Raw genomic sequence first — 20,959 nt, 5'->3', positions numbered from 1 at the left:
AATCAGACGCTGACCAGGCTGAGCAAGTGGCCGTCCTGCAGGCAGAACTGGCCTTGCAGCTCTGCGCCTTGCTGCCACTGCGGTGACAGGTCGGTGAGCAGGCGCAGGCGCGCCAGCCCTTGCGCGGACCAGTCGAGCACTTCTGCGTGTTCGAAGTAGAAGCGTTGGCGAGTCAGCGGGTAGAGGGTCTTGAACAAGCTTTCCTTCAGCGAGAACGTCAGGGTGACCGTAAGCCCGAGCTGGCGGCGGTCCAGGCGTTCGAGCTCTGCCGGAACAAGGATTTCGCCCATCAGCCGCTCGGCGCGTTCGTCATCCAGCAAGGCTTCCTGATCCAGGCCCAGGCCTTGGCAGCTACCCTCGGCGGCGACCACCGCGGCGGCCCAGCCCTTGCCGTGTGTGATCGAGCCATGAATACCGGCGGGCCAGATGGGCGAGCGGTCTTCGTGGGTGCCGGGCACGTAGTCGCGGCCGTCCAGGCGCTGAAGGGCGGCACGGGCACATACGCGACCGGCCAGGTACTCGGCCTGGCGCTTGGCCACCGAGCGCAGCAGGCTGGCGCTGGGCACGATACCGGCGCGCTGGAAGTCGTCGGTTGCCAGGTGGGCAGGGTCGAAGGCGCAACTGGCCAGCACCGCGCCCGGCAATGGGCGGGGCAGGGGCCAGTGGTGCCGGAGTGGAGCGCAGCAGGCGGGCAGAGTATTCATGGGGGCTATTGTGCCAGCTGTACAGGCGCTGTTACATCCCAGAGCGGTGGATGGCACGGGCTTCGCCCGTTTCCACATTGGGCTCGGTAACCCTTATTTGAACACCTTCTTGAAGAACGCCTGCATATCCGCCCAGGAACGCTCGTCCGCTGTCTTGTTATAGCCAATGTCCGGCCCCCCGTGTTCACCGTGGCTCAGCCGATCGGCATCGGGGTTGGTGAACCCGTGCTTGGCCCCTTCAATACTGACGAACTGGTAGTTGACCTTGGCCGCATCCATCTCGGCCTTGAACGCCTCCACCTGCTGTGGGGTGACCATGCTGTCCGCCGTACCATGCTCGACCAGGATATCGGCCCGTACCACGCCAGGTTTTGCCGGGGTCTGGGTGGCCAGTGCGCCATGGAAGCTCACCACGCCATCGAGCTTTTCTCCCCGGCGCGCAGCATCGAGCACCACCTTGCCGCCAAAGCAGTAGCCGACAGCGCCCAGTTGATGCTTGTTCACATTCGGCTGCTTTTTCAACAATTCCAGGCCCGCATCGAAGCGCGCTGCTGCCGCGGCCGGGTCCTTCATCGCCTCGGCCATGAATGCCTGGGCATCCTGCGGATGCTCGGTGTGCTTGCCATCGCCGTACATGTCGATGGCCAGTGCCTTGTAACCCAGGGCAGCGAGATCTCTCGCACGGCGCTTGGCGTAGTCGTTCAGGCCCCACCATTCATGTACCACAACGATGCCTGGGCGTTTGCCGTCCAGCGCATCATCGTAGGCGTAGTAGCCGACGAGGCGGTTGCCATCGTTGTCCTGATAAGGAATCTCACGGGTCACTACCGCCGCTTGGGCGAGGGCGGCGCTGCACATCAGGGTCAGGGCCAGCAGGGCTCGCATGTTCACTACTCCTTGTTTTGCCATCGGTTCGTTCAGCCGGGGTTCAGCCAGGGTTCAGTCGCGGTTCAGGGTGCCCTGATTACTCTAGCTTCCAGACCGAAACAGCGCACCCAACTGGAGTACCCAGCCATGAAAACCTTCAATACCCTGCTTGCCGCCATGGCCGTCTGTGCCGCTGGCATTACCACCGCCCAGGCCGCGGACGACAACTTCGCCAGCCTCACCTACGGCCAGACCAGCGACAAAGTCCGCAAGTCCGGCCTGCTGCAACGCAACACCGACCACCTCAATGCCGACGGTATCATCGGCAAGGACGATACCTGGGGCGTGCGTCTGGGCAAGATCAACGACCAGGGCCGCTACTACATGACCTATGACAATGTCTCTGGCGACCACAGTGGCCTGAAGTTGCGCCAGGAAAACCTGCTTGGCAGCTACGACCTGTTCCTGCCGGTGGGCGATACCACCAAGCTGTTCGGTGGTGGCAGCCTGGGTGTGACCAAGCTTACCCAGGACTCGCCAGGCGCCAGCCGGGACACTGACTACGGGTATGCCTACGGCTTGCAGGCCGGTGTGATCCAGGACATCACCGACAAGGCCTCGGTCGAACTGGGCTACCGTTACCTGCGCACCAATGCCGCGACCGAGGTGGGCGCACAGGGCGGGCCGAAGGACGGTACCCTGCGCCTGACCAGCAGCGCGCAGACCTATCTGGCAGCAAGTTACAAGTTCTGACGAACGCGCCGCGTTATCCTGTACCGGGTTCTTCGCGTGCGTGCCCGCGAAGAACCCGGTACAGGCAATACACATAAGGAGCTGCACATGAAACTGCTGGTGGTCGAGGACGAAGCCTTGCTTCGCCATCACCTCTACACCCGCCTGGGCGAAAGCGGCCATGTGGTCGAGGCGGTCGCTGATGCCGAAGAGGCGTTGTACCAGGCTGAGCAGTACCACTTCGACCTTGCCATCATCGACCTGGGCCTGCCCGGTATCAGCGGCCTGGAGCTGATCACGCGCCTGCGCAGCCAGGACAGGACCTTCCCCATTCTCATCCTCACAGCCCGTGGCAACTGGCAAGACAAGGTCGAGGGCCTGGCTGCCGGTGCCGACGACTACCTGGTCAAGCCGTTCCAGTTCGAGGAACTTGAAGCTCGGCTCAATGCCCTGTTGCGCCGCTCCAGTGGTTTCACCCAGTCGACCATCACCGCTGGCCCCTTGGTGCTTGACCTCAACCGCAAGCAGGCCACCCTCGACGAGCAAGCCTTGGCCCTGACTGCCTACGAATACCGCATCCTCGAATACCTCATGCGCCATCACCAGCAGGTGGTGGCCAAGGATCGCCTGATGGAGCAGTTGTACCCAGGTGACGAAGAGCGCGACCCCAATGTCATCGAAGTGCTGGTTGGCCGCCTGCGCCGTAAGCTTGAAGGCGAGCGCGGCTTCAAACCCATCGACACGGTGCGTGGCCTGGGCTACCTGTTCACCGAGCGCTGCCGATGATCCGCTCGCTGCGGGTGCGCCTGATGCTGGCCGCCGCAGTGTTGGCGCTGCTGTTCATGCTGGCGCTGTTGCCGGCCTTGCAGAAGGCCTTCAGCCTGGCTCTGCAGGAATCGATCGAGCAGCGTCTGGCCTCTGATGTGACCACGCTGATTTCCGCTGCGCGTATCGAGCATGGCCAGCTGCAGATGCCGACACTGCTGCCGGACGAGCGCTACAACCTGCCCTACACAGGCCTGCTCGGCTATATCTTTGACCGCGACGGCAAACTGGTCTGGCAGTCGCGTGCCACCGCCGACCGGCACATCAACTACCAGCCTCGCTATGACGGGCGCGGCAACGAGTTCGACCGCATTCACCAGTCCGATGGTGAAGAGTTCTTCGTGTACGACGTCGAGATAAAGCTGCTGGGCGGGCAAAGCGCCGCCTACAGCATTGTCGCTCTGCAGCCCGTGAGCGAGTACAAGGCCACGCTCAATGGCCTGCGCGAAAAGCTCTACCTGGGGTTCGGCGCTGCATTGCTGGCGCTCATGGTGTTGTTGTGGGCAGGCCTGACCTGGGGGCTGCGCTCGTTGCGACGTCTGAGCCACGAACTGGATGAAGTGGAATCAGGTGCGCGTGACGGCCTGAGCGGCGAGCACCCACGCGAGTTGCTGCGCCTGACCCGCTCGCTCAACCGTCTGCTGCGCAGTGAGCGTGAGCAGCGTACGCGCTACCGTGATTCGCTGGACGACCTGGCGCACAGCCTGAAGACGCCGCTGGCGGTGCTGCAGGGTGTGGGTGAAAGCTTGCAGCAGCGCAGCGGCGAGCGCGAGCAGGCGCGGGTGCTGCAAAGCCAGATCGAGCGCATGAGCCAGCAGATCGACTACCAGCTGCAACGCGCGAGCCTGCGCAAGAGTGGCCTGGTACGCCACAGCGTATTGCTGCGGCCGTTGCTCGACAGCCTGTGCAGCACCTTGGCCAAGGTTTACCGGGAAAAACACGTGGACGTGGTGCTGGAGTTGCCGGACGCGGCGCAGGTACCGATGGAGCAGGGCGCGTTGCTGGAAATGCTTGGCAACCTGCTGGAGAACGCCTACCGGCTGAGCCTGGGCCAAGTGCGGGTGAGCCTGATGAAGGCGCCGGGGTATCTGACCTTGTGCATCGAGGACGATGGGCCGGGCGTGCCCGCCGACCAGCGTGAACGCATTCTGGAGCGTGGGGAGCGGCTGGACAGCCAGCACCCGGGGCAGGGCATAGGCTTGGCAGTGGTCAAGGATATCGTAGACAGCTATGACGCCGAGCTGAGCCTTGGCGATTCGCCGCTGGGGGGCGCTGCGTTCAGGATCACCTTCAACCTGGATTGATTCATAGCCTGTGCCAGCCCGTTCGCAGGTCAATCCGCGAATGGGCCGGCACAGCCAATCCACAAAGGGCGGTTTTCCGCCATTGCTCCTTGTACAAATTCCGCCATCGGGCGGAAATCCGCCAATCCGCCCCCGGGATATCGCCCTGTCGTTGGGCATTTATCCCTAGCGAATAAAGGCTTTGCACCCTTCATGGGCATTTTGGCACCACCCTTGCTATTGATCCTCGCAGAGGCCTGCCCAGGCAGCTCGAACACAACGACAAATCCCTCCAAGTGCAGGAGGGTTAGCGATTCAGGTGCCCCATCACCCTGGGAAGGGTGAACCGGCACACTTGAGGATAATTAGCCATGACGACACGTCAGCCGCTGTACAAATCCCTGTATGTCCAGGTGTTGGTCGCCATCACCATCGGCATCCTGCTCGGCCACTTCTACCCGGAAACGGGCGTTGCCCTCAAACCCCTGGGTGACGGCTTCGTCAAACTGATCAAGATGGTCATCGCCCCGATCATCTTCTGTACCGTGGTCAGCGGCATTGCCGGCATGCAGAGCATGAAGTCGGTCGGTAAAACCGGCGGCTACGCGTTGCTGTACTTTGAAATCGTCTCCACCATCGCCCTGATCATCGGCCTCGTCGTCGTCAACGTGGTCAAGCCAGGCGCTGGCATGCACATCGACGTCAGCACCCTGAACGCCAGCAGCGTGGCTGCCTACGCCGCTGCCGGCGCGCAGCAGACTACCGTCGGCTTCCTGCTTAACGTCATCCCCAATACGGTCGTCGGCGCCTTCGCCAACGGCGACATCCTGCAAGTGCTGATGTTCTCGGTGCTGTTCGGCTTTGCCCTGCACCGCCTGGGCAGCTACGGCAAGCCGGTACTGGACATGATCGACCGCTTCGCCCACGTCATGTTCAACATCATCAACATGATCATGAAGCTGGCCCCGATCGGCGCTTTCGGCGCCATGGCATTCACTATCGGCCAGTACGGTGTTGGCTCGCTGGTGCAGTTGGGCTACCTGATGGCCTGCTTCTACATCACCTGCCTGTTGTTCGTGCTGGTGGTGCTGGGTGGTATCTGCCGTGCCCACGGCTTCAGCGTGATCAAGCTGATCCGCTACATCCGTGAAGAACTGCTGATCGTGCTGGGTACTTCGTCCTCGGAATCGGCCCTGCCACGCATGCTGGCCAAGATGGAGCGCCTGGGTGCCAAGAAATCGGTCGTGGGCCTGGTTATCCCGACTGGCTACTCGTTCAACCTGGACGGTACCTCGATCTACCTGACGATGGCTGCTGTGTTCATCGCTCAGGCCACTGACACCACCATGGACATCACTCACCAGATCACCCTGCTGCTGGTGCTGCTGGTGGCTTCCAAGGGTGCTGCTGGCGTTACCGGGTCGGGCTTCATCGTGCTGGCCGCGACCCTCTCGGCTGTTGGCCACCTCCCGGTTGCCGGCCTGGCGCTGATCCTAGGCATCGACCGCTTCATGTCCGAAGCCCGCGCCCTGACCAACCTGGTGGGCAACGCCGTTGCTACCGTGGTAGTGGCCAAGTGGGTCAAGGAAATGGACAACGACAAGCTGGCTTCGGAACTGGCCTCCGGGGGTGCGCCGCTGGTCGATACCCGCCCGACGGACGACCTGGGTGTGGCTGAAGGCCCGGCTCGTTGATAGCTGGCTGAAATGAAAAAGGCGACCAAAGGTCGCCTTTTTCGTGTTTGCGCGGTCCCTTGTGGAAGCGGCCTTGCGTCGCGAATGGGCTGCGCAGCAGCCCCAAGATTTCAGCCATCCAATGTCGCCCCCACAGGGCGGTGCGGTGGCCCTCAGCCCAGTACCACCTCCAACACCCGGATGACGTCCGGCTGTGGGTAATGCCACCTTACTTGCACATCCCAGAACTTCACCCCATACACCCGTTCGGCCGGTGGTATCTGGTAGGCCGGCCGTGGGTCCTGCGCCAGGCATTGCTCAATCAGTTGCACCAGCGGCTCATTCAGACGCAGCGCATGCTCGCGGGCCTGGAGCAGGGCGGTGTCCGCCCACTGCACGGCAATGGCCACGGGCGCTGCGTTGGCCATCTGGTTGCTGGCGCCAGCGATGCTGTCGGCATAGGGCACATACGGCTTGATGTCCAGCACCGGCGTGCCGTCGAGCAGGTCGATCCCGGACAGCAGCAGGCGCCCGGGCTCCACGCCCTCCAGGCGTACCACCGACTGGCCGATGCCGTTGGGCCGGTGGGTGGCACGGGTGGCGAACACCCCCATGCTCTTGTTGCCGCCCAGGCGCGGAGGCCGCACTTTCAGGCGTGGTTTTTCCTCCAGTGCCTGGTGGAACAGGAATAGCAGCCACACATGGCTGACCTGCTCCAGGCCTTCGACCGCCTCACCTTGATCGAACGGCGGCAACAGTTCGAGTACGCCCCGGGCGGCAGGCGCCAGCTGCGGCTGGCGCGGAATGGCGAACTTTTCCTTGAAACAGGAGTGGACGATGCCGACCGGTACAACCGTATGCTGCATGGCCACTCAGCCGCGCACGCGCAGGGTCAGGCCCTTGAGGAAGTTGCGCAGCAACTGGTCGCCACACGGGCGGTAGTTGTCGTGGCCAGCCTTGCGGAACAGTGCGCTGAGCTCAGGTTTGCTGACCGGGAAGTTGACCGACTTGAGAATCGCGTGCAGGTCGTCTTCCTTGAGCTCAAAGGCCACACGCAGCTTCTTGAGGATCAGGTTGTTGGTTACCGGCAGCTCGATCGGTTGTTGCGGGCGGCTATCGTCTTTGCCTCGGCGGTAGACCACCAGGCCATCAAGGAAGTGCGCCATCACCCGTTCCGGGCAGCGCACAAAGCCTTCCTCTTCTTCTTTTTTCAGATAGGTGGCCAGCACCAGAGGATGCACTTCGAGACCAGAAAGCCCAATGATCTCGGCCATCTTGGCGTCGTTCACCTTGAGCATGTAGCGCAGGCTGCGCAGGACGTCGTTGTGGTTCATTGCAGCAGAATCCTGTTCAGGTGCCGCGCGTTCCGGCGCGGCGCATTGCTTAGAAACGTTCGGAGGTAGCCACGTAGCGCCATTGGCCCAAGGGCAGCTTGCCCATCGACACACCACCCAGGCGAATGCGTCGCATGCCTAACAGCTCCAGGCGCAGGTAGGCGCATAGCTCGGAAATCTGCCCTGGTTGTGGGTTTTTCAACACCATGCGCAGGTGGGTCTCGTTCTGCCAGCTGGCCTTGGCCTTAGGCAACTCGCGGTCATTGCGCATGGCCCCACGCGCCAGGCGCTCCAGCGCCTGAGGGGTGGTTTCGCCGCGCACTTCGATGATGAACTCCTGCTCCAGGCGACGCAGGTCGGCCTCGATCTTGCGGGATACCCGCCAGTCCTGGGTAAACACCTGCAGGCCGCTGGCGCCACGCTCCAGCGGTGCCACGCAGGCCTGCCGGGCAAAATGCCCGTGCAGGGCGCGCACGCCTTCGCGGTGAGCTTCGCTGAGGCTGCCCATGTTCATGCTGGCGCGGGCGTCTTCACTGTCCATGCCGGCTGGCTGGTTCAGCAGCAGGGTCACCGGCTCCAGTGTTTCGGCACGGGCGCCCGGCAGCAACTCGACGCGCTGTTGCTCAACCTTGAACTGCGGCTGCTCGACCACCACGCCATCGACCGTTACCCAGCCTCCTTCAATGTACTGCTCGGCCTCGCGGCGGGAGCAGCCGAGCTGCTCGATGAGGCGTTTGGACAGGCGGACGGGTTCGGACATGGGGTAATTCGCAAGGCAGGGAAAGTCCTCCATTGTACCTGCCTGTAAGCGGTAGATGATGGGAATCTGTGTCAGATGCGCCATTTTGGACACACAGCGCGGCACATTCAGGCGCCGCCTCAAGGTAGTGTGCGCATTAGCCTCATGTGCAGCAGAGGATAGGGCTGGCCCAGGCCGTCGGTTTCCGAACGGCCGATGACCTCGAAACCTTCATGCAGGTAGAAGCCCAACGCTTTCGGGTTCTGTTCGTTGACGTCAAGGTACTCGGCATTCAGTTCGCTGATGGCATAGCGCAGCAGGCGCTTGCCTACCCCTTGGCCACGGTAGCCAGGTGCGACGAACAGCATGTCCACCCGCCCGTTGGCGACACCGGCGAAACCACAGATGCGCTGGCGGTCCTTGCAGCAGATCAGCATCACTGCGTCGAGGTAGCGGCGCAGCACATGTTCACGCAGTAGCAGGATATAGCCCTCTGGCAGAAAATCGTGGGTGGCGCGTACTGAATCCTCCCACACTTGTACCAGCTCGCTGTAGTCGCACACGCGCGGGGTTTGCAGCGTCAGTAGCGCGGGCATGCCGGCGTTCCTCTGGGGGCGATAGGGAAAACATAGCAGGCCAACCACCGGTCGGCTTGTTCGCTTAGCGCTTGAGACCTGGGGAGTGACGGTCTATTAATTAAGCGTGGGAAAAAATCCCACGTAAAAATAAGTTCTATCTGAAACAAGCCTACTGACTGATTTGGCGTTCTCGTGGCGAAGACCTGGAGACGGACTATGCAAATCCACCTGCTGTACAAGAAGGCGTTACTCGCGGCTGCTGTAGCTGGCGTGCTGTCGATGTCCATTGCCTTGATCCCTGACTCGATTTCTCATGACTCCAGCGCCTACGCGAAAGATGGTGGCGGTGGCGGTGGCGGCGGCCATGGTGGCGGTGGAAGTGGCGGCGGCGGTGGCCATGGTGGCGGTGGAAGTGGCGGCGGCGGTGGCCATGGTGGCGGTGGAAGTGGCGGCGGCGGTGGCCACGGTGGTGGTGGAAGTGGTGGTGGCGGTGGCCATGGTGGCGGCGGAAGCGGAAGTGGTGGCCACGGCAGCGGCGGTGAGGGTGGTGGCCATGCCGGCAACAGTGGCAGTGGCCACGACGGTAATTCAAACGCTGGGCGCAGCAGCAACCATGCAGAAGCGGGTGACGATCATGGCAATCACGTGGGGGGGGAACCCGGGGATGATCATGGTAATCATGTCGGCGGTGAGCCTGGCGATGATCACGGCAATCATGTTGGTGGTGAACCGGGGGATGATCACGGCAACCATGTGGGTGGCGAACCGGGGGATGACCACGGAGTTCATGCCGGCGGCGAGGCCGGGGATGACAACAGCAGAAGCTGATTGGCGCTAACCCGAAGTGGCCCATACAAAACCCAGCGGAGGGGTTTTGTATGAGCAGGTTCTGGCCTGTCTTGCCTTTGTCACGTCATTTCCAATGAGTGCTGAAAGCTTTTTCCTCGTCCATGCCGGGATATGATTGCGGTTTACGTGGGATTTATTCCCGCGTCTTATACTGGGTGCCTCTGTCAAGGAAAGCCCTCGATGCAATCGCCTGTCTTACCCCCGTCGATGCTAAGTGCGCTGCGGCGTGTGATGCGCCCGTTGGTGCGCCTGATGCTGCGCAAGGGGGTCACCTACACGATGTTCACCGACCTGCTCAAGGAGGTGTTCGTCGATGTGGCCCATCGCGAGTTTCGCCTGAACGACACCGCGCCAACCGATAGCCGCATCAGCCTGCTTACCGGGGTCCATCGTAAAGATGTCCGGCGGCTGCGTAATGAGGGTGACGCTGCAGTTGCGGCCCTGCCGGATAACATCACGCTAGGTGCACAACTGGTCAATGTATGGACCAACACCCCCCCATTCTGCTCGGCACCCGGCCAGGCGAGGGCGCTTGCGCGACTAGCCAGTGTGGGGGGCGATTGCTCCTTCGACGCCCTGGTCGCCAAGGTCAGCACCGATATCCGCGGCCGGGTGGTGCTGGACGAATGGTTGCGCCTGGGCGTCGTGCGGCTCGATGAGCAGGATTGCGTGCACTTGGAAGCCCATGCATTCGTGCCACAGAAGGGCTTTGATGAAAAGGCTGCGTACTTCGGCCATAACCTGCATGACCATGCCTGCGCGGCGGTACACAACCTCAGCGGCGAAGGCCAGCCATTTTTTGAGCGTAGCGTGCACTACGATGCCTTGAGCCCGGCCAGCGTCGAGCATTTGCGCGAGGTGGTAGCCAAGGATGGCATGCAGACACTACTTGCCTTCAGCCGGCTTGCAGCAGCGTTGGAGAGCGCTGATGAGCCCGCTCGCGAACAACGTCAGCGCATCACTGTCGGGCTTTATTTCTACACTGAAGCTACCGATTCCGATCCGTCGAAGACACCCAGCCCATGACACTTCCTGTGCGCTACCTCAGTGCTGTCATGTTTGCCCTGGTTTTCGGGTGGAACCTGATGGCCCCGGCCGAGGTGTCCGCAGCGCCGGTATGTGTCAGCCGTGACGAGATGGGTATGGCCGGTGCCGCAGGCCTGCAGTTTCCCGGCGGCATGGGCGGCACCGGTGTGCGCACTGAAAACGGCGGCGTCGGTGGCACCGGTGCCCCAGTCCGGCAACGCCCTGGTGGTACAGGCGGCACAGGCGCGGTGGCGGACGGTGTGGACGGCACCTACTTTGATCAGCGCCACGGGGGTGTAAAGGGTAGCGGTACGCCGACCCTGCGCCCGGGTGGTACTGGGGGGACGGGCATCGTCGGTACCATAACCGGATTCGCCTCGATCTGCGTCAATGGCATGGAAGTGCACTACGGCAAGGACGTACCGGTGAGTGAGAACGGTGCGCCTGCCAGCAGTGGTCACCTGGCGATCGGGCAGGTGGTGGCGGTGGAGGCATTCGCCACCCAGCGCGGCCTGCAAGCGGGGCGCATTTCGATCCTCAACGTCTTCGAAGGGCCGTTGACGGCGCTGCCCAATGCTTCGGCTCCCCTGCGGGTCATGGGCCAACCTGTGCGGCTGGCCGCTGGTGCGCGGGTAGCTGAAGGGTTGCGCCCAGGTGAGCCTGTGAGGGTCAGTGGCCTGCGCGATGCCCGGGGAGAAGTCGTGGCGACCCGTATCGAACGGGCACCGGGGTTGAGGGAGGCCAGCGCCATCGGCGCGGTTGATCGCACTGGCAGCCTTCAGGGGTTGAAGTTGGGTACCCGTGTGGCGCCTGCACGCGAAGTGCTGGTGCGCGGGCAGTGGACCGGGCGCCAGCTTGAAGTGGCGCAAACCCGTCCAGACCCGAGCCTGCCTTTTGCAGGTCGTGTCCAGCAGGCGGTGGTTGAAGGGCTGGTACAGCGCACACAAGCTCGGCAATTGGTGGTCGCAGGTCTCAATGTGACATTGGGGCAGGGCACCGTAATTGTCGGGCAGCAGCCAGCGGCGTTGGCGCTTGATCAACGTGTGCGCGTGAGCGGCGTGCTCAAGGGTACTCACGAGCTGCGGGCAACCCGCGTGGAACTCCAGGACGACCGTGTCGACAATCCTGACAGAAGCCAGTCGGGGCACGGTGGTGAGCGTGACAGCAGCAGCTCCGGCGGCTCCAGCAGCGGTCATGGCGCAAGCGATGGGACCAACGACCGCGATGAAAACAGCGATGATCACAGTGGGCGCAGTGCTGTTGACGGCGCCAGTGACCATGGCAGCGATGACAAGTCGGGAAGGTCGGCACACCTCGACGCATTGGAGCAATCGGAGCGCAGCAATAGCGGAGGCTCCGATCGTGTTGAGAAGGTCGAGGTCGAAAAAACCGGAAAGGTCGAAAAGGTAGAGAAGGTCGAAAAACCCGAGAAGGTCGAGAAGGTCGAGAAGCCCGAGAAGCCCGAGAAGCCCGAGAAGCCCGAGAAGATCGAGAAGGTCGAAAAAGTCGAAAAAGTCGAAAAAGTCGAAAAAGTCGAAAAAGTCGAAAAAGTCGAAAAAGTCGAAAAGCCTGAACGGGTCGAAAAGGTCGAAAAGGTCGAAAAGGTCGAAAAGGTCGAAAAGGTCGAAAAGGTCGAGAAGGTCGAGAAGGTCGAGAGAGTCGATAAGGTGGAGTTACCAGAGAAAGTCGAAAAGGTAGAGAGGCCGGAAAAGGCAGAGACGGTGGAAAAAGTCGAGCATCCAGAGCGATCCGGGCGTTAGCAAACTAGGCTGGGTAAGTCTGACCATGCTTCCCGAAAGAGTACTGAGTTGCAAATGAGACCCACGCTCCCTCTTTTCGCCTGTTTGCTCTCGTGCACCTGCGTGTCGGCATTGGCCGATACCTTCAGTGCCGCCATTGGCATGGACTATTCAAGTGGCGACTATGGTACCGGCACCACTTCGGAAATCTGGTATTTGCCGGTGGTCGGCAAGTTTGAGAGCGGCCCCATGACCTACAAGGTTACCGTGCCTTGGTTGCGTATCACCAACCCCGAAGTCGGCCCCAACGGTGACCCCTTGCCCGGTGGTTGCCGAGACGTGGAAAGCGGGTTGGGGGACACGGTTGCCAGCGCCGCCTATGCACTGCTCGATGGCCGTGACGGCGGCCTGATGCTGGACCTGATCGGCAAGGTCAAATTCCCTACCGCCGATGAAGACCAGTGTCTGGGCACCGGCCAGTACGACTACACCACCCAGGTCGACATAACCAAGGGCTTTGGCCCGGTCACCGGTTTCGCGACACTGGGTTGGAAGAAGTTCGGAGACCCGCCCGATAGCGACTTCGACGACCCGATGTTTGCCAGTCTCGGTTTTGCCCTGCCGGTGGCGGTCGGTACTTCGGCCGGCGCCTCTTACGATTGGCGGCAGAAAGTGGTCTCGACCGGGGCGCAGATCAAGGAGCTCACCCTGTTCCTCACCCACAAGCTCAACCAGCAGTGGAAAGTCCAACTCTATGCAGTCAAAGGCTTCTCGGATGCCAGCCCGGATGCCGAGGGCGGCCTGATGTTGTTTCACACGTTCTGACAAAAAGCCCCTGCGCCGGTCATTCCCATGGAGAACGCCGGGGCAGGGGCTTTGCAGGCTTCAGCTGTTTTAGACGGGTTCAGCCCACAGATCGTATTCGTCGGCATCCACCACACGGCAACGCACTTTGTCGCCTGGCTTGAAACCATGGTCGCCATCGATGAACACGCTGCCGTCGATTTCCGGTGCATCGAAGAAGCTGCGGCCAACCGAACCTTGTTCCTCGACTTCGTCGATCAGCACGTCGATTTCCTTGCCGATGCGCAATTGCAGGCGGGCCGCACTGATGGCCTGCTGGTGGGCCATGAAGCGGTCCCAGCGCTCTTGCTTGACGTCGTCCGGGACTTCTTCCAGGCCCAGGTCGTTGGCCGGGGCGCCTTCTACCGGCGAGTACTGGAAGCAGCCCACGCGGTCGAGCTGGGCTTCGGTCAGCCAGTCCAGCAGGTACTGGAAGTCTTCCTCGGTCTCGCCCGGGAAGCCGACGATGAAGGTGGAGCGGATCACCAGCTCAGGGCATTGCTCGCGCCAGTTCTTGATGCGTGCCAGGGTGCGGTCTTCGAAGGCAGGGCGCTTCATCGACTTGAGCACTTTCGGGCTGGCGTGCTGGAACGGGATGTCCAGGTACGGCAGGATCTTGCCGGCAGCCATCAGCGGGATCACGTCGTCAACGTTCGGGTAAGGGTACACATAGTGCAGGCGCACCCAGGCGCCCAGGCTGCTCAGTGCTTCGCACAGCTCAAGCATGCGGGTCTTGACCGGGCGGCCGTTCCAGAAGTCGGTCTTGTACTTGACGTCGACGCCGTAGGCGCTGGTGTCCTGGGAAATCACCAGGATTTCCTTGACCCCGGCCTTGACCAGGCGCTCGGCCTCACTCAGCACTTCACCCACCGGGCGGCTGACCAGCTTGCCGCGCATCGACGGAATGATGCAGAAGCTGCAGCTGTGGTTGCAGCCTTCGGAGATCTTCAGGTAGGCATAATGGCGCGGGGTCAGCTTGACGCCCTGTGGCGGCACCAGGTCGATCAGCGGGTTGTGGTCCTGACGCGGCGGGACCACTTCGTGAACGGCGTTGACGACCTGCTCGTACTGCTGCGGGCCAGTGACCGACAGCACGCTTGGGTGCACGTCACGGATGCTGCCTTCTTCGACGCCCATGCAGCCGGTGACGATCACCTTGCCGTTTTCCTTGATCGCTTCGCCGATCACTTCCAGCGATTCGGCCTTGGCGCTGTCGATGAAGCCGCAGGTGTTGACCACCACCACGTCGGCGTCCTCGTAGGTGGGCACGACTTCATAACCCTCCATGCGCAGCTGGGTCAGGATGCGCTCGGAGTCGACCAGGGCTTTCGGGCAACCCAGGCTTACGAAACCTACCTTGGGGGTGGCGGGCGTGGTGGACATGACTAACCTCGGTATTGAATACAGGTCGCCCGGCCGGAATCGGGGGCGAACTTGACGGGCGCTTTTGGCGCCTCTGATCAAAAAGTGCGCAATTCTAGCGAGCGCAAGGGCGCTTGACCAGCAGAAATACGACGAACGCTGCGCTATGCTTCGCGCCGTTGTGCCGCGGTACCTTCAAGGGCCTGGTGGCAGAGTGATTACCAAGGGCCGTAATGGCCGTTTGCGGGAGTGGTCGATGGTTCAGGCAAGTAGTCACGCTGAGGGCGGGCACGAGGGGAAGCAGGGGGTGTCACGGTCGGTGGGCCTGCTCGTGGCGGCGGTCGGGGTGGTTTATGGCGATATCGGCACCAGCCCGTTGTATACCCTCAAGGAAGTCTTTACCGGCGGTTACGGGGTGTCGGTCAACCATGATGGCGTGCTGGGGATCCTGTCGCTGATCCTTTGGTCGCTGCTGTGGGTGGTGTCGTTCAAGTACGTGATGTTCATCTTGCGTGCCGATAACCAGGGGGAGGGCGGCACCATGGCGCTGACCGCACTGGCGCGGCGGGCCACGGCGGCGTACCCGCGGCTGCGCACGCTGATGGTGATCTGTGGCTTGATCGGCGCTTCGCTATTCTATGGTGACAGTATGATCACACCGGCGGTGTCGGTGCTGTCGGCGGTGGAGGGCATGGGCCTGGCCTTCGACGGCATCGACCACTGGGTGGTGCCAATTTCGCTGGTGGTGCTGGTGGCGCTGTTCCTGGTGCAGAAACACGGCACTGAGAAGATCGGCAAGCTGTTTGGTCCGATCATGGTGACCTGGTTCGTGGTGCTGGGCGCGCTGGGTGTGCATGGCATCTCGCAGAGCCCGGAAGTACTCAAGGCTTTCAACCCAGGCTGGGCAGTCAACTTCTTCGTGGTGCACCCCGGTATTGGCGTGGCCATTCTCGGGGCGGTAGTACTCGCGCTGACCGGTGCCGAGGCGCTGTACGCCGACATGGGGCACTTTGGCCGCAAGCCGATTGCACGGGCCTGGTTCATCCTGGTGCTCCCGGCGCTGGTGCTCAATTATTTTGGCCAGGGTGCACTGCTGCTGCAAAACCCGGAGGCCGCGCGCAACCCGTTCTACCTGCTGGCGCCGGGCTGGGCGCTGCTGCCCTTGGTCGGGCTGGCCACCATGGCCACGGTTATCGCCTCGCAGGCGGTGATTTCCGGGGCCTTCTCCCTGACACGTCAGGCCATCCAGCTGGGCTATATCCCACGTATGCAGATTCAGCACACCTCAAGCGACGAGCAGGGGCAGATCTACATTGGTGCAGTGAACTGGACGCTGATGGTGGGCGTGGTGCTGTTGGTGATCGGTTTCGGATCCTCGGGCGCTCTGGCGGCAGCCTACGGGGTGGCGGTCACCGGTACCATGCTGATGACCACCATCCTGGTGTCCGCGGTGATGCTGCTGCTGTGGAAGTGGCCGCCGCTGCTTGCAGTGCCGATTCTGGTCGGCTTCCTGTTTGTCGACGGGCTGTTCTTCGCCGCCAATGTACCGAAAATCGTCCAGGGTGGTGCCTTCCCCGTGTTGGCCGGTGGTGTGCTGTTCCTGTTGATGAGCACCTGGAAGCGCGGCAAGCAGATTCTGGTTGAGCGCATCGATGAAGGGGCGCTGCCATTGCCATTGTTCATCAGCAGCATCCGCATTCAGCCACCGCACCGGGTCGAGGGGACGGCAGTGTTTCTGACTGCGCGCTCCGATGCCGTGCCGCATGCGCTGTTGCACAACATGTTGCACAACCAGGTGTTGCACAGCCAGGTGGTGCTGCTGACTGTGGTCAGCGAAGACCGGCCCCGGGTGCCAGAACAAGAGCGTTTCGAGGTGGAAGCCTATGGCGACGGATTCTTCCGTGTGTTGCTGCACTTTGGGTTCATGGATGAGCCGGACGTGCCTGCCGCGTTGAAGTTGTGTCATCTGGATGACCTGGACTTCACGCCAATGCGCACCACCTACTTCCTCAGCCGCGAGACGGTGATCGCGTCACGGCTGGAGGGGATGTCGCGCTGGCGGGGCAACCTGTTCGCGTTCTTGCTGAAAAATGCCAACGGCAACCTGCGCTTCTTCAACCTGCCGTTGAACCGGGTGATCGAGCTGGGGACGCAGGTCGAGATCTGAATCGGTTTATACAACAGGGTCAGGGCCGCATAGTGGCCCTGACCCTTGTCAGTTCTGCTCAGCTACGCTGGACTTGCCTTGGCGCGTCTCGATCTCGCCAATCAACCGCTTGGCGAGTGCCGGGTAGTTCTCGTCGAAGTGGTGACCACCCGGCAGTTTCAGGCGCTCACCCACTGCCGTCTTTTCCGTGCAACCGCTCTCGTCGGTTTCCTCGACGCCATATACGCACACGACCTTGGACGCTGGCAGCTTGGCCATTTCCGGCCCGGTTGGCGCTTCCTGGCCTTCCTTGCCCAGCCAACCCTCGACTTCGATCTCGAAGCTGCCACTGCGTGCAAAGGCCAGCAGCACCACCGCGTCGATACGCTGCTGGTCCTCGACTGGCAGGCGGTTGTAGATCGCCGGCAGCACGTCGGCGCCGAACGAATAACCGGTCAATACGAAGCGCTTGGTACCCCACTTCTGCCGGTAGTGATGCATCAGCTCGGAAAGGTCGGCGGCGCTTTGTTCCGGGGTTTTGTGCTGCCAGTAGTAGCGTAGCGTATCGATGCCCACCACCGGGTAACCCAGCTTGGCCATTTCCCCGGCCACGTCGCGGTCCAGGTCGCGCCAGCCGCCATCACCAGAGAGGAACAAGGTAACCGTGTCTGTGGTTTGCCCGGCCGGCACTTCGACCACCGGGATGGCCAGTGCGTTACCTTCACGGCCTACCAGGGCTTGGGTCAGTTGCGCCTTGAGCACTTGTGGCAAGTGAATGTCGTAGTCGCTGATGCTGGTTTCGGCGTTGGCCTGGTCGCGCACGAAGGCGGCGCTGGCGTCATCCGGGTTGTCGTTCCAGGCGACGTTCCAGTGGCCATGGGCTGCCGATTTGGGCAGCGGTGCCTGGCAGTCAGGCTGTTCCAGGGTGAAACCCACGGAAATGGCCCGCGCCTTGTCATCGTTCTGGCTGGCCAGCCAGCGCCAGGCCTGGGCGGCACCGGGGCCGATGCCGGCGACCAAGGTCGGTTTTTCCTGCAGTTGGGTCAGCGCCTGGTCCATGGCCTGTTGCTGCTTGCTGCAGTCGCCAGGCGGCAGAATCACCTGCACCAGTTGGGCTTCACCGGCCTGGCTCAAGTCGAGCAGTTGTTTGCCCGTCAGTGCCTGGTCTTGTGGCACGCCGATGGCAACCCGTGCCTTGGGGTGCACGCCAGGGGTAACACGGGTGATGCTGGTGTCATTGATGCTGATTTGCTCCAGGCGCGCCTCGGGGGCCGGGCGCGTCCACAGCCAGAAGGCCAGCGCACCACCCAGGGCGGCCAGCAGCAGGGGAACCAGCAGGTACAGCCAAAAGCGTCGGGTCATCAGCGTTTCACCAATCCAGTCAGGCCGCCTGCAATCAGGGCGGCGGTGTCGGCCAGTGCGACCAGCGGGTCGAGCCCGGCTGGCACGGCCATGTAGCGGGGTTCCCAGTCCGGCTGGAACTTGTCCTTGAAGCGTCGAAGCCCCTGGAAGTTGTAAAGCTGTTCACCACGGCGGAACACCAGCGAACCCAAGCGCTGGGTCAAGGGGGCGCCGCGCCTGGGTTGCAGGCCGGACAGCGGCACCATGCCCAGGCTGAAACGCCCGTAGTCATGGCTTTTGTAATGCAGGATCAAGCCGATCATCATGAACTCCATGGTCAGCTTTGGCGCTTCGGGGTGCGCACGCATCAGGTCGAGGCTGGCCAGCTCGTTCCCGTGGGTCTCCAGCAAGTTGGCGAAGGCTACCGGGCGGCCCTGGAAGCGAATCAGGGCTATGCGGAAGTGCTGCAGGTAGTCTGGGCTGAAGCGCCCCAGCGAGAAGCCTTTCTCGCGCACGTTCTTGCCGCCGAGCCAGGCGTCGGAAATTTCCTTCAGCTCAGCCAGCGGGGCATGGCCGGGTTCATGGATCTCCAGGCTCAGGCCATCGCGTCCGCCGCGGTTCCAGGTGTAGCGCAGGTCTTTCATCTCCTTGCCTTTGGCTTCAAGGTCGAAGCGGCGCAAGTCGACCCGGGCTTCTTCACCGAGCTTCAACGCGGTCAGGCCAATGTCCATGTAGAACGGCAGGTTCTCTGCGCGCACCTGGTAGAACACCGGGCGTGCGTGGTGCAAGTCGCACAGGTCGCGGAACTGCCAGATCATCTCGGCGCGTTCCTGGGCCGGGCCTATCGGGTCGTACAACGCCACGAGGCTGCGGCCGCGCCGGGCGTACATGAGGAACGCGTTGCCACGCGGGTGGAACAGCAACGCCTTGTCCCCCGTCAGCGCCAAGCCGCCGTCTGGCTGGTCGGAGGCCTGCAGGATACGGTTGGCGCGTTGCAGCTCTTCTTCATCGGGCAGGTGGATCACTGGCGGCGCTGTGCGCAGCAGCCACGTCAGTGCCACGGCAGCCAGCAGCAAGGCACTGCCCATGGCGGCGCGCAGGCCTCGTGGCGCATCGGCATCGAGGGTGAATTGCCACCACAGCTGATGGCTGTAAGGCACATCCTGGTAGGCGAACAGCAGAAGCCACACTGATGCGCCCACCGTACAGGCGCTGGCCACCAGGAAAACCGGCGAGAAGGGCAGCTCCAGCAGTCGGCTGGGGCGATAGAACGAGCGGCGGAACAGCGCGAGCAGGGCGGCGGTAAAGGTCAGCAGGCAAGCCTCTTCCCAGTCAAAACCCTTCAACAGCGACAGCAGGGCGCCGACCAGCAACAGCACGGTGGTCAGTAGCCAGGCGGCGGACAGGCGCCGACGCAGGCCTTGGGCCAGCAGCAGGCATAGCACACCGATCAGGCTGGCGCCGAAATGAGAAGCATCGATCAGACGGTGTGGCACCAGGAAGCCCATATGCTCCAGGCGCGTATCTATCTCGGGCGTGGCACCGGAAAAAAGCAGCACTACGCCGGACAGGAACACCAGAATCGACAGGATCGGTGCGGCCAGACCCGAAGCGGCCTTGATGGCCTGTTGCGCAAACAGCAGACGTCGGGCTTCGTTGGCCAGCAGCAACACGCAGGCCAGCAGCAGTGGCAGTACCACGTAGATCAGCCGGTACAGCAGCAAGGCAGCCGCCAGCGGTGCGGCACCGAGCTGGTCGGCAAAGGCTGCCAGCAGGATCGCTTCGAACACCCCGACGCCGCCCGGTACGTGGCTGAGCACGCCCGCAGCCAAGGCCAGCAGGTACACCAGCACGAACGCGCCGAAAGGAGGGGCTTGGGGCAACAACAGGTAGAGCACGGTGGCGGCCGCCGCCACATCCAGCGCGGTAATCAGCAATTGCAGGGCCGCCAGGCGTGCATCCGGCAGGCGAAGTGTGCGCCGCCCCAGTTGAACGAGCAGGTTGTTGGCCGCCGGTTGCTCGGCCAGGCGGCGGCGGTACAAGCCAATTACCAGTAAGGCAGACACCACCAGCACGGCGCTGGCAACAGCTGCCAGCAGGCTGGGCGCCAAGCCGAGCGCTGTCGAGGCCGCCGGCAGGTTGCTCAATGTCGCCAAGGCGGCCAGGGGCGGCAGCGCGCAGCCCAGTGACAGGCTGGCAAACACAGTCATGCGTGCGACTTCGCCAGCACCAAGCCCTTGCCGTGCGTACAGGCGATAGCGAACCGAGCCGCCAGAGAGCATCGACAGGCCGATGGCGTTGCCGATGGCAAAGGCGCTGAAACCGCCCAGTGCCAAGCTGCCTGCTGGCAGTTTCACGCCCGCATAGCGGCTGGCCGACCACTCGTAGCCCAGCAGGATCACAAAGCCGATCACCGTTGCCAGCAAGGCGCCCAGCAATGACGGGGCCGGCACGCTGAGCATGGCATCGTGCAAGGCATAGATGTCCAGCTCGCTCAGCAGGTGGCGGCAGGCAATCAAGGCCATGGTGAACAGTAACAGGGTCACCATCAGGCCTATGGGCTGGCGGTAGCGGCTCAGGCGTTCGAGTAGGGGCAGGCGCTGCACAGCACCGGGTAGCGCCGTAGCGAGTGGCACCGGAGGTTCGGGATTGTGCGAAGTCATGAGTTGCCCCGGGCATGCAGCGCGAGGTGAAGGAAAGGTGCGGCCAAGTGAAAGTCCCTTAGAAAAACGTATCCAATGTTACTCCGGCCTCAGGCGTTTGCAGCGGCTTGGCCGGGTTAAAGATAGTTCATCCTGGGCACGACATCTCAAGCCTGCGGGTTGGCATGAGGAGCGGGGAAATCGAGACGACAAAAATCAGGGAGATATAAAGCAACAAACCCCGCGCTGCTTTTACACAGGCGGGGTTTGTTCTGA

Annotated in this window: 18 protein-coding genes; 9 read left to right on the top strand and 9 right to left on the bottom strand. The window is 62.5% G+C overall.

The features are described 5' to 3' along the window. Positions 1 to 2: 2 nt before the first annotated feature. Positions 3 to 704 carry a 4'-phosphopantetheinyl transferase family protein gene (locus LVS58_RS14445; RefSeq protein ID WP_233691645.1) on the bottom strand — a complete coding sequence of 234 codons (702 nt, stop codon included), beginning with the start codon at positions 702 to 704 and terminating at the stop codon, positions 3 to 5. Between the two features lie 93 nt (positions 705 to 797). Then, positions 798 to 1,589 (bottom strand): dienelactone hydrolase family protein, encoded by a 792-nt coding sequence (locus tag LVS58_RS14440; RefSeq protein WP_233691644.1) that lies wholly within the window; start codon positions 1,587 to 1,589, stop codon positions 798 to 800. A gap of 129 nt (positions 1,590 to 1,718) precedes the next feature. Here LVS58_RS14440 and LVS58_RS14435 point away from each other — a divergent pair, with 129 nt between their 5' ends. The 4 genes from LVS58_RS14435 (at position 1,719) to LVS58_RS14420 (ending at position 6,105) form a co-directional block, all read left to right on the top strand. Further along, positions 1,719 to 2,324 (top strand): outer membrane beta-barrel protein, encoded by a 606-nt coding sequence (locus tag LVS58_RS14435; RefSeq protein WP_233691643.1) that lies wholly within the window; start codon positions 1,719 to 1,721, stop codon positions 2,322 to 2,324. Between the two features lie 87 nt (positions 2,325 to 2,411). Then, on the top strand, positions 2,412 to 3,089 hold the full coding sequence (locus tag LVS58_RS14430) for a response regulator (protein WP_233691642.1): 678 nt from the start codon (positions 2,412 to 2,414) through the stop codon (positions 3,087 to 3,089). Further along, a complete protein-coding gene (locus LVS58_RS14425) occupies positions 3,086 to 4,432 on the top strand; it encodes an ATP-binding protein (RefSeq protein WP_233691641.1) in 1,347 nt (448 codons plus the stop codon). Before LVS58_RS14430 ends, LVS58_RS14425 begins: the two co-directional genes overlap by 4 nt. A 350-nt stretch (positions 4,433 to 4,782) precedes the next feature. Then, a complete protein-coding gene (locus tag LVS58_RS14420; protein WP_201207850.1) occupies positions 4,783 to 6,105 on the top strand; it encodes a dicarboxylate/amino acid:cation symporter in 1,323 nt (440 codons plus the stop codon). A 152-nt stretch (positions 6,106 to 6,257) separates the two neighbouring features. Here the strand turns inward: LVS58_RS14420 and tsaA are convergent, their stop codons facing one another. From tsaA to LVS58_RS14400, 4 genes are all read right to left on the bottom strand, one after another. Next, complete coding sequence (tsaA, locus tag LVS58_RS14415) at positions 6,258 to 6,950, bottom strand: tRNA (N6-threonylcarbamoyladenosine(37)-N6)-methyltransferase TrmO (protein WP_233691640.1); 693 nt, start codon at positions 6,948 to 6,950, stop codon at positions 6,258 to 6,260. A gap of 6 nt (positions 6,951 to 6,956) precedes the next feature. Then, the gene (locus LVS58_RS14410; RefSeq protein ID WP_233691639.1) at positions 6,957 to 7,418 is read right to left on the bottom strand and encodes a DUF1456 family protein; all 462 of its coding nucleotides are present in this window, start codon (positions 7,416 to 7,418) and stop codon (positions 6,957 to 6,959) included. Between the two features lie 49 nt (positions 7,419 to 7,467). Further along, positions 7,468 to 8,178: an rRNA pseudouridine synthase gene (locus tag LVS58_RS14405; protein ID WP_233691638.1), complete on the bottom strand. Its 711-nt coding sequence runs from the start codon at positions 8,176 to 8,178 to the stop codon at positions 7,468 to 7,470. A gap of 119 nt (positions 8,179 to 8,297) precedes the next feature. Beyond that, complete coding sequence (locus LVS58_RS14400) at positions 8,298 to 8,753, bottom strand: GNAT family N-acetyltransferase (protein ID WP_233691637.1); 456 nt, start codon at positions 8,751 to 8,753, stop codon at positions 8,298 to 8,300. 295 nt (positions 8,754 to 9,048) lie between these two features. On the opposite strand from LVS58_RS14400, the gene LVS58_RS14390 reads away from it, so the two are divergent. The 4 genes from LVS58_RS14390 (at position 9,049) to LVS58_RS14375 (ending at position 13,174) form a co-directional block, all read left to right on the top strand. Then, the gene (locus LVS58_RS14390; RefSeq protein ID WP_325175983.1) at positions 9,049 to 9,573 is read left to right on the top strand and encodes a hypothetical protein; all 525 of its coding nucleotides are present in this window, start codon (positions 9,049 to 9,051) and stop codon (positions 9,571 to 9,573) included. Positions 9,574 to 9,764: 191 nt separating this feature from the next. Further along, positions 9,765 to 10,610 (top strand): DUF6502 family protein, encoded by an 846-nt coding sequence (locus tag LVS58_RS14385; protein WP_233691636.1) that lies wholly within the window; start codon positions 9,765 to 9,767, stop codon positions 10,608 to 10,610. After that, the gene (locus tag LVS58_RS14380; RefSeq protein WP_233691635.1) at positions 10,607 to 12,370 is read left to right on the top strand and encodes a DUF5666 domain-containing protein; all 1,764 of its coding nucleotides are present in this window, start codon (positions 10,607 to 10,609) and stop codon (positions 12,368 to 12,370) included. The genes LVS58_RS14385 and LVS58_RS14380 overlap by 4 nt, the downstream gene beginning before the upstream one ends. 54 nt (positions 12,371 to 12,424) lie before the next feature. Next, the gene (locus tag LVS58_RS14375) at positions 12,425 to 13,174 is read left to right on the top strand and encodes a hypothetical protein (RefSeq protein ID WP_233691634.1); all 750 of its coding nucleotides are present in this window, start codon (positions 12,425 to 12,427) and stop codon (positions 13,172 to 13,174) included. A 69-nt stretch (positions 13,175 to 13,243) separates the two neighbouring features. On the opposite strand, the gene rimO is transcribed toward LVS58_RS14375, so the two are convergent. Further along, complete coding sequence (gene rimO / locus LVS58_RS14370; RefSeq protein WP_233691633.1) at positions 13,244 to 14,575, bottom strand: 30S ribosomal protein S12 methylthiotransferase RimO; 1,332 nt, start codon at positions 14,573 to 14,575, stop codon at positions 13,244 to 13,246. A gap of 235 nt (positions 14,576 to 14,810) precedes the next feature. Between rimO and LVS58_RS14365 the strand changes: the two genes are divergently transcribed. Continuing rightward, on the top strand, positions 14,811 to 16,721 hold the full coding sequence (locus LVS58_RS14365) for a potassium transporter Kup (protein ID WP_233691632.1): 1,911 nt from the start codon (positions 14,811 to 14,813) through the stop codon (positions 16,719 to 16,721). 48 nt (positions 16,722 to 16,769) lie between these two features. Here LVS58_RS14365 and LVS58_RS14360 read toward each other — a convergent pair whose 3' ends face one another. Both LVS58_RS14360 and mprF read right to left on the bottom strand, forming a co-directional pair. Beyond that, on the bottom strand, positions 16,770 to 18,062 hold the full coding sequence (locus LVS58_RS14360) for a virulence factor family protein (protein WP_233691631.1): 1,293 nt from the start codon (positions 18,060 to 18,062) through the stop codon (positions 16,770 to 16,772). Then, the gene (gene mprF / locus LVS58_RS14355) at positions 18,062 to 20,704 is read right to left on the bottom strand and encodes a bifunctional lysylphosphatidylglycerol flippase/synthetase MprF (protein ID WP_233691630.1); all 2,643 of its coding nucleotides are present in this window, start codon (positions 20,702 to 20,704) and stop codon (positions 18,062 to 18,064) included. The genes LVS58_RS14360 and mprF overlap by 1 nt, the downstream gene beginning before the upstream one ends. Positions 20,705 to 20,959: the final 255 nt, after the last annotated feature.

Origin of the sequence: Pseudomonas sp. JR33AA (assembly GCF_021378985.1) — a bacterium.
GTDB classification, from domain to species: domain Bacteria; phylum Pseudomonadota; class Gammaproteobacteria; order Pseudomonadales; family Pseudomonadaceae; genus Aquipseudomonas; species Aquipseudomonas alloputida.
Note: the sequence above shows the minus strand (reverse complement) of the source record. Positions and strands in the feature narration are given on the sequence as shown.